General features: G+C 55.8%; 14 protein-coding genes. 12 read left to right on the forward strand and 2 right to left on the reverse strand.

Going from position 1 to position 14,685, the window contains the following annotated elements:
- The first annotated feature begins 133 nt into the window (after window positions 1–133).
- Entirely contained in the window at window positions 134–4,663 is a 4,530-nt protein-coding gene (locus HA50_RS07440) for an Ig-like domain-containing protein (protein ID WP_084873826.1), read from the forward strand.
- A 65-nt stretch (window positions 4,664–4,728) separates the two neighbouring features.
- Here HA50_RS07440 and HA50_RS07445 read toward each other — a convergent pair whose 3' ends face one another.
- Together HA50_RS07445 and HA50_RS07450 are read right to left on the reverse strand one after the other, a co-directional pair.
- Window positions 4,729–6,207 (reverse strand): SulP family inorganic anion transporter, encoded by a 1,479-nt coding sequence (locus HA50_RS07445; protein ID WP_084873827.1) that lies wholly within the window; start codon window positions 6,205–6,207, stop codon window positions 4,729–4,731.
- Between the two features lie 157 nt (window positions 6,208–6,364).
- Entirely contained in the window at window positions 6,365–6,625 is a 261-nt protein-coding gene (locus HA50_RS07450; RefSeq protein ID WP_084873828.1) for a biofilm/acid-resistance regulator YmgB/AriR, read from the reverse strand.
- A gap of 469 nt (window positions 6,626–7,094) precedes the next feature.
- Between HA50_RS07450 and HA50_RS07455 the strand changes: the two genes are divergently transcribed.
- The 11 genes from HA50_RS07455 to HA50_RS07505 all read left to right on the forward strand — a co-directional run bounded on the left by HA50_RS07455 (window position 7,095) and on the right by HA50_RS07505 (window position 14,680).
- Window positions 7,095–7,526: a MarR family winged helix-turn-helix transcriptional regulator gene (locus HA50_RS07455; protein ID WP_084873829.1), complete on the forward strand. Its 432-nt coding sequence runs from the start codon at window positions 7,095–7,097 to the stop codon at window positions 7,524–7,526.
- A 233-nt stretch (window positions 7,527–7,759) separates the two neighbouring features.
- Window positions 7,760–8,161, forward strand: coding sequence for a hypothetical protein (locus HA50_RS07460; protein ID WP_167379239.1), 402 nt, complete (start codon window positions 7,760–7,762; stop codon window positions 8,159–8,161).
- Between the two features lie 164 nt (window positions 8,162–8,325).
- Entirely contained in the window at window positions 8,326–9,054 is a 729-nt protein-coding gene (locus HA50_RS07465; protein WP_084878406.1) for a beta-ketoacyl synthase chain length factor, read from the forward strand.
- Window positions 9,023–9,832, forward strand: a complete 810-nt coding sequence (locus HA50_RS07470) for a lysophospholipid acyltransferase family protein (protein ID WP_084873830.1) — start codon at window positions 9,023–9,025, stop codon at window positions 9,830–9,832. The genes HA50_RS07465 and HA50_RS07470 overlap by 32 nt, the downstream gene beginning before the upstream one ends.
- A gap of 3 nt (window positions 9,833–9,835) precedes the next feature.
- A complete protein-coding gene (locus tag HA50_RS07475; RefSeq protein WP_084873831.1) occupies window positions 9,836–10,093 on the forward strand; it encodes a phosphopantetheine-binding protein in 258 nt (85 codons plus the stop codon).
- Window positions 10,094–10,104: 11 nt separating this feature from the next.
- Window positions 10,105–10,356 (forward strand): acyl carrier protein, encoded by a 252-nt coding sequence (locus HA50_RS07480; protein WP_084873832.1) that lies wholly within the window; start codon window positions 10,105–10,107, stop codon window positions 10,354–10,356.
- Between the two features lie 7 nt (window positions 10,357–10,363).
- The gene (locus HA50_RS07485) at window positions 10,364–10,924 is read left to right on the forward strand and encodes a COG4648 family protein (protein WP_084873833.1); all 561 of its coding nucleotides are present in this window, start codon (window positions 10,364–10,366) and stop codon (window positions 10,922–10,924) included.
- Window positions 10,921–12,249, forward strand: a complete 1,329-nt coding sequence (locus HA50_RS07490; protein WP_084873834.1) for an AMP-binding protein — start codon at window positions 10,921–10,923, stop codon at window positions 12,247–12,249. Before HA50_RS07485 ends, HA50_RS07490 begins: the two co-directional genes overlap by 4 nt.
- The gene (locus tag HA50_RS07495) at window positions 12,236–12,583 is read left to right on the forward strand and encodes a 3-hydroxyacyl-ACP dehydratase FabZ family protein (RefSeq protein ID WP_084873835.1); all 348 of its coding nucleotides are present in this window, start codon (window positions 12,236–12,238) and stop codon (window positions 12,581–12,583) included. Before HA50_RS07490 ends, HA50_RS07495 begins: the two co-directional genes overlap by 14 nt.
- A complete protein-coding gene (locus HA50_RS07500) occupies window positions 12,577–14,271 on the forward strand; it encodes a glycosyltransferase family 2 protein (protein ID WP_084873836.1) in 1,695 nt (564 codons plus the stop codon). The genes HA50_RS07495 and HA50_RS07500 overlap by 7 nt, the downstream gene beginning before the upstream one ends.
- Window positions 14,264–14,680 carry an acyl-CoA thioesterase gene (locus HA50_RS07505; protein WP_084873837.1) on the forward strand — a complete coding sequence of 139 codons (417 nt, stop codon included), beginning with the start codon at window positions 14,264–14,266 and terminating at the stop codon, window positions 14,678–14,680. Before HA50_RS07500 ends, HA50_RS07505 begins: the two co-directional genes overlap by 8 nt.
- Window positions 14,681–14,685: the final 5 nt, after the last annotated feature.

Raw genomic sequence — 14,685 nt, forward strand, 5'->3', positions numbered from 1 at the left:
ATATATATTTGTGTTAATTCAACATCTATCATCCTCCGAGTTGCTTGCCTTTAATAAAGCGACATTTCAGATAGACCTTAATCCTGTGCTTTAGCACAGCAAGAATGCTAAAATACAACACCGGGAAATTAATATGACATATTCATCGTCAACGGACGACTTAGTGAATCGTGCAGCGAATATTAACGCCAGCGAAAATAACGTTATCATCAAAGTTGAGCCGTTAACGCAATTAACTATCCAGTCACCACCGCATGGCCAGATTGGCATTAAAGCAGGTGCAGACATCGCTTCCATCAAAAGCCTGAAGTTTGTCCGTCATGGTGATGATCTGGAAATTTTTACCGAACAGGGTAAGCATCCCGTGGTGTTGATTGAAGATTACTATGCGCAGGAGACACCGCCGGAAATCTATGGCATAGACGATCAGGGACATCGCTATAGCTGGTCATCAGCTGGCGATGCTTCGCTGGTCAGCGCGCTGACAGAGGGTGAAAGCAGTACCCGGCAAGCGATGCCCGCTCAGGAAGGCGACAGCAGTCTCTCTGCCCAGGTGGCAGATGTCAAAGCACCCGAGCAGCAGGATGATAACGACGATAAAGGCGCTGCGGGTCTATTCGGCATGTCCGGTGGCTGGGCGGCAGCGGCAGCAGGTCTCGCCACCGCAGCCATTGCTGGCGGGGTGATAGCAGCGTCACATCATGGTAGCGGATCGGACAAACCTTCAGGCAACGACAGCAGCGATCGCCAGCCCAATCCCGCCTATGACATTGCGATCAGCGATAAGGATGGCAATCGCATCACTGGCAATACCACCAACATCGCGACCCCGACTATTCAGGGTAAAGCGGAACCCGGCATGACCGTCACCATTAAAGATGGCGACAATGTTATTGGTTCTGCCGTGGTTGATGAGAATGGTGACTGGCAGATCATCCCGGATGTCCCGCTGGCGGAAGGCGACAGCAATTTGCAGGTGGATGTCACCCATCCCGGAGGTGGCAGCACTTCATCCGATATGGCGGTCAATGTTGATACCACGCCACCTCCAGGCACACTGTCTGATCTTCAGTTGGTTAACGACAATGATCCGGGCAATCCATCGGTGATTACCCATGGCATCACTAACGACGCCACGCCGACGATTACCGGTACTGTCGCCGGTGCAGAGGCGGGTGATCGTGTGGTCATTAAGGATAACGGTACGGTGCTGGGCTATGTGGACATTGATGCCAATGGTCACTGGATCTATACGCCAGATCATAACCTGGCTGAGGGCCAGCATCAGCTTAGCGCTGAATTACAGGATGCAGCGGGTAACAGTGGCGCATCACAACAGGTCGATCTGCACGTCGATACCACGCCTCCGGACAGCGTCAGCACCATCCGCATCACCAATGATGCCAACGAGACGATTGATGGCTCAAAGCCGACTAACGACAGCACTCCGCATATCAGCGGCCACGTAGACGGTGCGCAGGCGGGGGATAAGGTGATCGTCAGGGACGACGGTAAGATCCTGGGCGAAGCCGCAATCGACGCAAATGGCGACTGGACGTTTGTCCCGGATCCCGAGCTGGGCGATGGCCCACACAAAATCACTGCGACGGTCGCCGATGAGGCGGGTAACCAAGGCACGCCATCCTTCACGGTGGAGTATGACCAGAATACTCAGCCGGAAGAGGGCACCAGCACCCTGAAGATCACCGACGATGATGAGAAGATCGTCGATCGCAACCATCCTACCAACGACAGTACGCCACATTTCAGTGGTCATGTTACCGGTGCGAAACCAGGCGATAAGGTCATCATCAAAGACGGCAAAGATCAATTAGGCGAAGTTGCCGTTGATGCCGAAGGTAACTGGACCTTTACCCCGGACAACGGTCTGGGCGAGGGGCCACACCATATTAGCGTGACCGTCACCGACTCTGCGGGGAATTTAGGTGCCACCACCGGCCCGGTGGATTACACCCAGGATACCGTTCCTCCAGCGCCAGCGACCGATATCGTGGTCACCAATGACCAGACCAACGAAGTCATTTTGGCCAATGGCGTGACCAACGATAAATCGCCGACGCTCAGCGGTACAGCGGAACCCGATTGCACGGTAAACATCCTCGATAAGGATGGCAACGTGTTGATATCGGTGAAAACAGATGATCAGGGGGCGTGGCGTACCCAGGTACCTGATCTGGCTGATGGTCGCTATGACCACATGCAGGTTCAGGTGGTGGATGCGGCTGGCAATCATAGCGAAACGGCGGTGCCGGTGTTCCATGTGGATACCACCAACAACAGCAGCACCACCATCGTCACTGACTCAGAAAAAACCGATGCTACGCCAACGTTTAGCGGGCAGGTCACCCTCAAGGATGATGACACGTACGATACAGTGACGGTCACTATTAAGGATGATCAGGGCAAGATTATTGCCAGTGACGTGAAAGTCGATCCTGACGGGAGCTGGAGCTTTACCCCTGATAAGGATCATCCGCTCGATACCGGGCCGCATCATATCAGCGCGGTGGTGGTGGATCAGGCGACTAACGAATCGGGACCGGGTTATCTGAACGGCAGTGCAGACGGTAGCTGGACGGTACTGCCCTCGGCGCCCGTAGTCCTTTTTACTGAAGAAAGAGAGGGAACCGGGGACAACTTTGGTTATGCCATTACCACTACCGAAGACTTCATTTATATCACCGCGCCCAGAGGGGGTCTGAACGGCGCTAAAGGCGCAAATTATCAGGGGGTAATTTACGCAGTTGCAAAAGAGTTTGCCTGGATGATTACCGAAAGTACCAGCATGGAAGCGCTGTTCAAAGCTCATCCGGAAATTGGCACCATTATTACCAACAGCAGTGCCGTGGCTAATGCCAATGGGGATGACAGTGATCTGATGGGTTATGGCATCAAAGCGCTGGATGGTGGCTGGGTGGCGATTTATTCACACTGGCATGACAAAGTATTTTTCGTTCATGAACCATTGCCGAATAATTTCGATCTTAAAGAGATTGCTAATGCTGAAGGTGGTCACAGTCCTCATGGCTTTATGATGACTGATACGGATTGGGGGAAATATTTTGGCTTCAACGTGGGATCCGTTGCTAACGCGAATGGTACGCTGACATTCCTGATCAGTGACATTTCCGCTCCGCGCGGTGAGCAGGGGGTGATTACCACCGTCACCTTTGATCCTGAAAGCGGAAAATGGGGGAACATTAAGCTACAACCCGACCCGACAAACGGGACTCCGCATGCTCCGTGGGTGCCGATGACCACACCGGATGGCATGGTGGTGGGTAATATCGATTATGAAGATTACACCGACGCCAACGGTTCGACCCAGAACTACAACTTCGGCTCCGATATGCAGATGCTGGGGGATATTGTCGGCGATCAACATCAGTACCTTGCCATTCAGGATGCGGAGGCCACGGTGAAGGGCGGTAGCGGGCAAGGCACCTGGTATCTGTATCAAATGCCAGAAGGGGGGTTACCTGCGAGCTTCAAAATCGCTGATGTGGATCCGAGCCAGTTGATCCGCATCCATAACATCGGTGCGGGTAAGTTAAATGAAATCAATGCACGCCCGATTGCCGATGGCGGTGGGGCTGAACAAATTCCGCACAACCATAATATTGCCAATCTTGGCGGGTTCAGTAATGGCACCGATACGGACATTGCGATTGGTTCCAGTACCGATAATTTCGGTACCACCAATGGCAAGGTATGGGTGCTGCATGCCAATAAGATTAAGGGCGATATCAATATTGGGGTCAACGGGACGGTTCAGGATTTCGATACCCAATACGGCTACGGCATCATCAGTACCAATCATCCCGGTAGCCAGCAGGGTTTTGGTCTCAACGTAGTTGGCGGTTATGACTTCAATGGCGATGGCGTCAAAGATCTGGTCATTAGCGATCCGTTGGCGGTGAATAACAACAAAGTTGTCGGTGCGGTGTATATCGTTTATGGCGGCCATGAAAAGGATTATGAGGAGGCACTGAAAGCCAACCATGGTCAGATCGATATTCAGACCATACTCGACAACGGCTGGGGGGAAGTGCATTACGGCAGCGTTGAAAATCAGTTTTTTGGCTGGTCAGTGGATGTTGTTGATATGAACAGGGATGGCCAGCCGGATTTGATTGTGGGCGCACCTTCGCAGCTGGGTGTGGCACTTACCAATAAAAATCCTGATGTACACAACGATCAATTCAATGGCCAGGTGTATGTGATTTATAACAGCCATGATGCACCGGTGGTGGACGATACCACGCCAGCGGCCCGTGCGTTCAGTGTTGATGAAGCAACCCATCACGATGACAGCGGTATTGCATTGCTGCTGGATGGCGATCATCAGAACGTTGATCTGGCCAATCTGGTGGATGCGCTGAAGGATATGCACAACATTGATATGTCCAACGGCAACAACACCCTGAAAGTGGATAATCAGACGCTGGATAAGGTGGAAGGCGAAAATCATGATGCGCTGTTCGTCACTGGCGAGAATGGCAACGTTGAACTCAGCGGTGGGGCGGATAACTGGCAGGATAACGGCACCGTCACCATAGATGGCAAGGTTTATCATGATTACCACAGCAGTGGTCAATCGGAAGTACTGATTGAAGACAGGATCCACGTCACCATCCTGTAATCACATCATAAAACGTCAGGGGCCAGCGTGGTAACACGGCTGGCCCCTGCTATTTATGCGAAAACTTACCCCAGCGTCCCCGTCAGGCGACGATGGAAATCACTGCTGCGGTTATCCAGCCCGATAAAGGTTACGGTGGCACCATGACGTTGATAGCGATATTCAATGGCGTCCAGCGCCGCGACGCTGGAGGCATCCCAGACCTGTGCATGGGTCAAATCAATCGTCACTGATTTTGGGTCGTGCGCGTAGTCAAAATGTTCGAACAGGTCGTTGCTGCTGGCAAAAAACAGCGGGCCACGCACGGTGTAATGGACCTGCTCACCGTCTTCACTCAGCTGACGTTCGGCGTGAATCACATGCGCAATGCGGCGTGCGAACAGCATCATGGCCAGGATCACGCCAACTAACACACCCAGCGCCAGGTTACCGGTCCAGACTGTCACGGCGACGGTCAGCACCATCACCAGCGTTTCTGACCACGGCATGCGTTTGAGTGTCGTGGGTTGCAGGCTATGCCAGTTCACAGTTTTCACTGCCACCACCATCATAATTCCCGCCAGCACCACCATCGGGATCTGCGCCATAATGCGGCTCAGGCCGGTCACCAGCAGCAGCAGAACCAGCCCGGCGGCCACGGTGGAAACGCGGGTGCGGGCTTTACCCAGTTCCACGTTCACAATGGTCTGGCCAATCATGGCACAACCGGCAATCCCGCCATAAAAACCGGCCAGAATATTGGCGATGCCCAGTCCCCAGGACTCGCGGCGTTTGCTGGATGGGGTGTCGGTAATATCGTCCACCAGTTTCGCCGTCAGCAGTGATTCCATCAGGCCAACAAAGGCAATGCTAAGCGCCGTCGGCCAGATGATTTGCAGCGTTTGCAGGTCAAGCGGCACCAGCAGCGTAGTGAAACCCGGTAATCCGGCGGTCATCGGGCCTTCATCACCGACATTTGGCACGCGATAACCCAGCAGCAGCGCCACAGCGGTCACCACCACAATCGCCACCAGCGGGGAGGGGACGCTTTTCAGCACTTTCGGCAGCAACAGCACAATCGCCAGCGTAACGGCGAACAACACCCACACCAGGCCAGACTGGCCCCAGACATGGGGTACCTGCGCAAAGAAAATCAGAATCCCGAGCGCGTTGACGAAGCCAATCATCACCGAGCGCGGAATATAGCGCATCATGCGCGCCATACCCGCGAGGCCAAACAGAATCTGAATCACGCCACCCATCACCACGGCTGGCAGAATATATTCCACGCCATGCGCGTGCACCATCGGGCCGATGACCAGCGCCACCGATCCGGCGGCGGCGGTGACCATCGCCGGGCGGCCACCCAGCAGGGATAATGTCAGGCACAGCACCACTGACGCCACGAGACTGACTTTAGGATCGACACCCGCAATCACGGAAAATGAGATGACTTCAGGAATCAGGGCCAGTGCCGTAATGATCCCGGCCAGGCATTCACGGGTGAGTAGGGCAGGCGAGCGTAATACGCGGCTTACCGTGAGATCTTCGGTTAGATGGCTCATAAATTGTGCAGGCTCTTTTATTATGTTGCGCTTACCGAACGGTAAGGCAGTAACCAGATGAGAAACAGACAGGGAAAGGGATGTTACCGGTCAATGCAGTAGGATGCCAGACTAAATCTGTCGTCAGGCAGGGGGATTCCATCCATGGAATCGTAATTCAGACCGAGATATCATCCGGTGTTTTATGCACGACGATCTCCAGCAACTGGCGATAAATATCCAGTTGGGCCTCATCATTTTCCTGCTCAAGCCGGGCAATCAGGGCAGAAATAATCGCCTTATTAGTGACTGGCATACCGGTTTGCAGGATTTCAGCAACGATTTGGCCAAACACGGCCATTTGCTTGTCTGCACCTTCACTCGCCAGATTGAAATAGTGCGCGATGGCCTGATCGCGGCTTATTACGGCGTTTTGCATGTGTAAAGTCCTGAATTCGGTCTGATAAGGGGTATCAGACCGGCGATGATAAAACTCTCACGCGGACAGGCGTGAAAGACCCAATGTCATCTCACTCACAAAAAAACACCTTTGGAGGTGGAAATCCACAACACCTGCAGAGGCGGCACAACGTGCATCATTCGTTACAGGACTGTTAACCAGTCCCTGGGGAATAAACTTATACAATGACCATCAATTTGTACAAGGTAAATCATGAACATTTTGTGCCATTCTTTAACTTACAGCCAGATAAATAGACGGTTACTTCGCAAAACTTATACAACAAGGCTGTACAGCTTCACTGTTTTAGTCAAATTTCGCACTACAATGATCAGCGTGAATTATTGAGGGATTCTGGCGTGTGAGTGGGTGCTTTTCATTCGCAACCGGGTCTGCGTATAATAACGGTACTGTTTAGTTAGGTACCTAACCATTAGGTAACTATCCTTTGACTGACTATCCACAACCTTTCTCCCGTTTATTACATCTCACCGCGCACGCATGGCGGCTGGCGGTTGACCGTCGTTTAAAAGAAAGCGGGCTGAGTATGAGTAGCTGGATGGCTATCGCCACGGTGGCAACGGCAAATGAACCACCGACGCAAAAAGCGCTGGCGCAACTGCTGGGCCTGGAAGAGGCCAGTGTGGTGCCACTGGTGGATCGGTTGGTGAAACAGCAACTTTTGGCGCGTGTCCAGCCCCAGGAGGATCGTCGCAAGCGCCTGCTGATGCTGACGGAGCAGGGCAACGTTGCTTTCGCCGAAGTCAAAACTCAGGCCGATACGCTACGCGCCCAGTTGCTGGCGGATATCGACCCGCAGGCGCTGGCGGTCACCGAGCAAGTGTTGCAGCAATTGCTGACGCGGCTGGGGACGTTATAACCGTGGCAAAGCGCATCATCGATCTGGGGGATGGCTGGAAAGGTTGATCATCATGCATCCGCGCTATTTTGTGGTGGATATTCCGGTTTAATCACAGACTTATCTGATATTCCGTGAGTACATTCTGATAATAAAGTGATTTATGCTTTTTTCTCTTGTTTTTGCACCATGCGGCATTACTCTCAGCGCGCCAGAGGGCGAAGGGTTTGCTCATAACAGGGGAAAAAAGGGAAATGATGATGAAAACATGGGGCGTGGCTTTGGTGGTCACGGCGACGTTGTTAACCGGTTGTGTCTCTCGTACTGCGCCGATCGCGGCGATCAATCAAACGCTGAGCCAGCGCTACAGCGACAACCAGATGAAAAACACCATTATTGAAGCGGGTCTCAGCCGTCAGTGGGTGATGACATCGGCAGGGCCGGGGGTGATCAATGGCCGCCTGACACAACGTGGCCACACCGCAGAAATCCGGGTGACCTACAGCGCACAAACTTACAGCATTCAATACGTTGGCAGCCAGAACCTGTTAGCGGCGAATGGTCAGATTCATCGTAATTACAATCGCTGGGTACATAACCTCGATCAGGACATCCAGCTGCGTTTGGCGGCACTGGCGGCACTGGCGACGCGATAAGCGCGTCTGCGTGCAGGTCTGCCACCAGGTTATAGAATTAGTCAGTTGCCCGCCTTCTTTAATCGGCAGACATCCGTCACCGCGGATGACCGGAACCAGGCAGGGAAGGGATGCCGCACCAGCAAAATCTGACCTTCCCTCTGGCTTATAAAAAGAATGCAGGTATGAAACTCGCTTACACACTCATCGACTGGCACGCTTTGGCACCTGGCCTTGATACCCTCAGCGCCTGGCAGCATTGGGCTGGCCAGGCTCCGCACATTGATGCCACTCTGCCGATGGCGAAACCCCAATTTTTGCCGATGATGACGGCGCGCCGTCTGAGCAGCGGCAGCCGTGCTGCGGTGGAGTGCGGCCTGGCGTTGCTGGCGCGTCAGCAGGTGGATGCGGTGGTGTTTACCAGCCGTCACGGTGAACTGGAGCGCAACCTGCGCATACTTGAAGCCCTGGCACAGCAGCAGGCGCTTTCCCCTACCGATTTCGCCATGTCCGTCCATAACTCTGCCGTCGGTAGCCTGACCATTGCAGCACGTCAGCCTCTGGTATCCACCTCGCTGGCGGCGGGGATGGATAGCTTCCAGCAGGGGTTGCTGGAAGTGGCGGCACTGCATCAGGCCGGTTATCAGCAGGTGATGCTGGTGGATTTCGACGGCCTCGTACCGGAATATTATCGCCCCTGGCTGGCAGAGATGCCGTTCAATGCCCCTTATGCGGTGGCGCTGTTATTGCGTCGTGGTGACGACTGGCGTTGTCAGGCTCGGCCACAACGCCCAGGCCATCCTGCATCATTGCCGCAAAGTTTACTGTTTCTGCATGGTCTGCTCGCACAGCAGTACACCGTTTGTGTGCCAGGAGAACGGCATGAATGGGTGTGGGAGCGTGCGCATGATTAAGCGCAGTGGCGGCGGCTGGAATTATTACTGGCGGCTGCTGATGACGGCCGTCAGTTTTACTTTGTTCAGCGTCGGCGGGCTGTTGCTGTCGCTGGTCTGGTTCAACCTGTTGCTGCTGGTGCAGCGTGATGCAGCGCGTCGCCGTCAGATCGCCCGGCGCAGCATCGCCCGCAGTTTCCGTTGTTTTTTGCGCTTTTGCCGCTGGGTGGGCGTCTATGACTATCGCATCGACGGAGCTGAGTTGCTGCAACAGGATCGTGGCTGCCTGATTGTTGCCAACCATCCTTCGTTAATCGATTACGTGATGATCGCCTCGGTGTTACCCGAGATGGATTGCCTGGTGAAGGCCGAGTTGCAACATAACTTCTTTTTGCGTGGCGTGATCCGTGCCGCGGATTATCTGATCAACAGCGAGGCCGCCACGCTGCTGCCCGAGAGCCAGCAGCGTCTGGCACGTGGCGATACCATTCTGATTTTTCCCGAAGGCACCCGTACTCGTTACGGCGAGCCACTAAAATTACAACGGGGCGCGGCCAATATCGCCGTGCGTGCCGGATGCGATCTGCGCGTGGTTCATATCAGCTGCACCCAACGTATGCTGGATAAGCAGAGCCGCTGGTATCAGATTCCACCGGTTAAACCGCTATTTACTGTACGCGTACAATCACGTATTGCCAGCCAGCGCTTTTATGAAGCGCATGAAGATGCGCAGCCACTGGCGGCACGTCACCTGACGCGTCACCTGCAACAGGCTCTGACTCCTGAAGAGACCAACTAAGCTATGCAAGCCATGATCAACGAAATTAAACACATGATTATCGACACGCTAAATCTGGAAGATATCAGCGTGGACGATATCGATACCGATGCACCGCTGTTTGGTGAGGGTCTGGGACTCGACTCCATCGATGCGCTGGAACTGGGTCTGGCGGTGAAAAATCGCTTCGGCGTGCAGCTATCCGCAGAAAGTGAACGGCTGCGCGCGCATTTCTTTTCCGTGGCCACGCTGGCCGCGTTTATTGAACAACAGCAAGCCTGAGAGCGGTATGCATGATGAATAAAGATGAGATTTACCAGGAAGTTGCAGCGCTGCTGACCTCGTTGTTTGAAATTGAACCTGACGACATCCGCCCGGATGCGCGTCTGTATGAAGACCTCGAACTCGACAGCATTGATGCCGTCGATATGGTGGTGCATCTGCAAAAGCGCAGCGGTCACAAGTTCAGCCCGGAAATGTTCCGCTCGGTGCGTACCGTGCAGGATGTGGTGGATGCGGTGGCACAACTGACGCGCGAAGCCTGAGGACGCAATGCGAGCGGCATTGCGTCTGCTGAACGGCATTGCGCTGCTCGCCTGGCCGTTGCTGGTGTGGCTGGCACTGACTTATCCGCAATGGCGTCTGCTGTTGTTGTTGCTGGCCTTGCTGTTTGCGCTGCGTGTCTGGAGCCTGCGTCATTCGCACGGCGCAATGGCGCGTATTGGATTACTGATGGCGCTGGTGGGCAGTGTGCTGTGCCTCGCCAGCCTGATGTTACGTGGGCAGCATCTGCTGCTGTGGTATCCGGTGGTGGTCAACGCCCTGATGTTGCTGTTGTTTGCCTCATCGCTGTGGCGCGGCATGCCGCTGGTGGAGCGCATTGCGCGCCTGCGTGAACCGCAGCTCCCGGCGCGTGCGGTGCGCTATACCCGACGGGTCACCCAGGTGTGGTGCGGCTTTTTTGTTTTCAATGGCGGCGTGGCGCTGATGACCTGCCTGCTGGCGGATCTCCGGCTCTGGACGTTATGGAATGGTTGCATCAGCTATCTGCTGATGGGGGCGCTGATGGGGAGCGAATGGTTGCTGCGTCAGCGGATGAGGAAACAGGCATGAAAGCTCAGGCCATCGCCCATTGTCTGCGCGCGGAAGATCGCGTCGTTGCCTGGCAGGGCGCGCAGCAACATCGGTTAGCCAGCATGCGGCGGCAGGTGATGGCGTTGTGCACGCGGCTGCGGGCGCTGCCGGAGCAGCAGTGGGCGCTGTGCTTTGACAACAGTTATCACTTCACCGTGGCACTGCTGGCGGTGTGGCATGCGGGGAAAACCCCGGTCATCCCTGGCCATTGTCGCGCGGCGCAGCTGGAAGAGATGACGGGCTGTTTCGACGGGGTGATCAGTGATATGCCGCTGGTCCTGACGCTGCCGCATCTGCGTTGGGATGGTGCAGAGGCTGACGCTGAACTGACGGACATCGCCCCGGATGCCGCGCTGGTGCTGTTTACCTCCGGATCGACCGGCACCCCGCGTCCTGTGGTGAAATCAATCCAGGCGCTGGACACCGAAGCGCAGTGGCTGGCGGCGTTGTGGGGGGATCGACTGCGGCTGTGCCATGTGGTGGCCTCCGTCAGTCACCAGCATCTGTATGGCCTGACGTTTCGCGTGGTGCTGCCGATGGCGCTCGGTTTACCCTTTGCCGCGCAGCAACTTTTGTACAGTGAACAGCTGGCGGACCTTGCCCCGGCGCACCGCTATGCCTTTATCAGCAGCCCGGCCTTTTTACGTCGGCTGGACCCGTCACTCAATTTGCCGCGCTGTGCGCTGATTATCTCTGCCGGTGGCGCATTAGCCTGGTCTGATGCCCGTCACACGCAACAGCGCCTGGGTTGCCCGGTGGATGAAATTTATGGCAGTACGGAAACCGGCGTCATTGCCTGGCGTCAGCTGGATGCGGAACAGGTGGCCTGGCAATGTTTTCCGCAGGTGCGCCTGCGACAGCAGGATGACGCGCGCTGGCGCGTCTTCTCGCCACTGCTGGAGCTTGCGGATGGCTGGTTGCTGGATGATCACCTGATACAACTTGAATCCGGCCATTTTCAGCTGGCGGGGCGTCAGGATCGTGTGGTGAAGATTGAAGATAAACGCGTGTCACTCAGCGAGATTGAACGCCGTTTGCTGGCTCTGCCGGAGATTGAGGATGCCGCCGCGCTGGTGATTCAGCGTCATGGACGCCAGGCGATAGGCGTGGTGCTGGCGTTAGCGCAACCGCTTGATCCGGCCATGCTGGCGCAACGTAAACAACAATGGAAACAGGCGCTGCAACCCTGGCTGGAGTCGGTAGCCATGCCGCGTTACTGGCGGGTCGTCACAACCATTCCGGTTACCGCGCAAAGCAAGCGCGCCTGGCCGCAAATTGAGGAGCTTTTTCATGTTGCCGGTTGAACTTGATGCTCAGCAGCAGGCTACCGCACTGACCCTGCGTCTGCATGTAGCTGCCGATTTGCTGTGGTTTCGCGGTCATTTTCCCTCCCTGCCGATTCTGCCTGGCGTGGCGCAACTCGATTGGGTGCTGTACTACGGCCTGACGCGTCTGGTGCCGGGCAAGGCGTTTGCGTCGATCGAGAACATAAAATTTCAGCAACCGGTGCTGCCGGACGCCGAGCTGGAACTGCATATCAACTGGCAGGCGGAGAAATCCGTGCTCAGCTTTCAATATCGGTTGTTATCCGACGACGGCACGCCGGTCGCCAGCAGTGGGAAGATCCGCCTGTGTTAAATGCGCCTTTTACCCCCTGCGTGCTGATCCCTTGTTATAACCACGGTGCGATGCTGGCGTCGGTGCTGCAACGCCTGGCGCCGTTTAATTTGCCGATCATCATTGTTGATGACGGTAGCGATGCGCAGACCCGGCAGCAAATCGACGCGCTCAAAGCCCCGCAGCTGCGTATTCACCGCTTAGCTGAAAACCAGGGGAAGGGCGCTGCGGTGATCGCCGGGATGCGTGTAGCAGCGGCGGCAGGTTACAGCCATGCGCTGCAACTGGATGCCGATGGCCAACATCAGGTGGAAGATACGCCACGGATGCTGGACGAAGCGCGTCGCCATCCGCAGTGCCTGATTTCCGGGCTGCCGCTTTACGATGACTCAATCCCCAAATCGCGCCTGTATGGTCGTTACATCACCCATTTCTGGGTGTGGATCGAGACCCTTTCCCTGTCGCTGAAAGACAGTATGTGTGGTTTCCGCGTTTATCCGCTGGAGCCGTCACTGGCCCTGTGCGATCGAAAGCCGCCAGGTCAGCGGATGGATTTTGATACCGAAATCATGGTGCGTCTCTACTGGCAGGGCACCCCAAGTCGTTTCCTGACGACGCGCGTCACTTATCCGCCGAGCGGTGTCTCGCATTTTGATGCGTTGCGCGACAACCTGCGCATCTCATGGATGCATACCCGTCTGTTCTTCGGCATGTTGCCACGTATCCCGCAGTTGCTGCGTCAGCGTGGTGAGGCGCGCCACTGGTCGTCAACACCGGAACGTCGCGGGCAATGGGGGCTGCGTTTTATGTTGTGGCTCTATCGACGTGCCGGACGGCTGCCATTTGTACTGTTGTTATGGCCGGTGGTGGCGCTGTACTGGCTTAGCGGACGACGCGCGCGTACGGCATCGCAACAGTGGCTGGCGCGGGTACGGCACTGCGCGCAGCAGCAAAATCAGGTATTGCCCGCGCCACTCAGTAGCTACCGTCATTTCCTGCGCTTTGGTGACAGCATGCTGGATAAGGTCGCGAGCTGGCGTGGTGATCTGCGCTGGGGACGCGATATCGATTTTGCGTCCGGTGCCGAAGCGGTGATCCGCGCGGCTGAAGGCCAGGGCCATCTGATCCTCGCTTCACACCTCGGCGATATCGAAGCCTGCCGCGCCATGGCAAAGCAGGTGAGCGGCCTGGTGATCAATGCGCTGGTGTTTACCGACAATGCCCAGCGTTTTCGAACGGTACTGGAAAGCATTGCGCCGCAGGCCGGTGTCAATCTGATGCCGGTGACGGATATCGGGCCAGACACCGCGATTCTGCTGCAACAGAAGCTGGACGCGGGGGAATGGGTGGCAATTGTCGGTGATCGTACTGCCGTGCATCGCCAGCGCGGCGGTGAACGACGCGTGATATGGAGCGACTTTCTCGGCCTGCCCGCCCCCTTTCCGCAGGGGCCGTTTTTACTGGCAGCAGCGTTACGTTGTCCGGTGCTGCTGATGTTTGCCTTGCGTGAACAGGGCCGATTGCGGGTGCACTGTGAAGCCTTTGCCTCCCCGTTAGTTCTGCCGCGTGCCACTCGTCAACAGGCCCTGCAACAGACGGTGGATCGTTATGCCCGACGCTTGCAGCACTATGCGTTTCTGGCCCCGCTGGACTGGTTTAATTTTTACGATTTCTGGACGTTACCGGCTGAGGAGAACCGCGATGAGTGAGATTAAGCACCGCGCCGAGGTGGAAATAGTGGTTTCATTCCATGACTGCGACCCGATGGGCGTGGTCTGGCACGGCCACTATTTCCGTTTTTTTGAGGCGGCACGTGAGGCACTGCTGCGCAGCGTGAATTACAGCTACAGCGAAATGGCGGCCAGCGGCTATGTCTGGCCGGTGGTGGATGCACGGGTGAAATACCGTCTGCCGATACGCTGTGAAGAGACCCTCCGCGTCAGCGCCGCGATTACTGAATATGAGAACCGCCTGCGCATTGATTACATCATTCGTAACGCCGTGGGGCAGGTGACCACCAAAGCGCACACCATTCAGGTGGCGGTGGACCAGACCACGCAGGAGATGTGTTTCGTCTCGCCTGCCATTCTGTTTGCACGCCTGGGAGTCCAACCTTGAAACGT

Source organism: Pantoea cypripedii, assembly GCF_002095535.1.
Classification (GTDB): Bacteria; Pseudomonadota; Gammaproteobacteria; order Enterobacterales; family Enterobacteriaceae; genus Pantoea; species Pantoea cypripedii.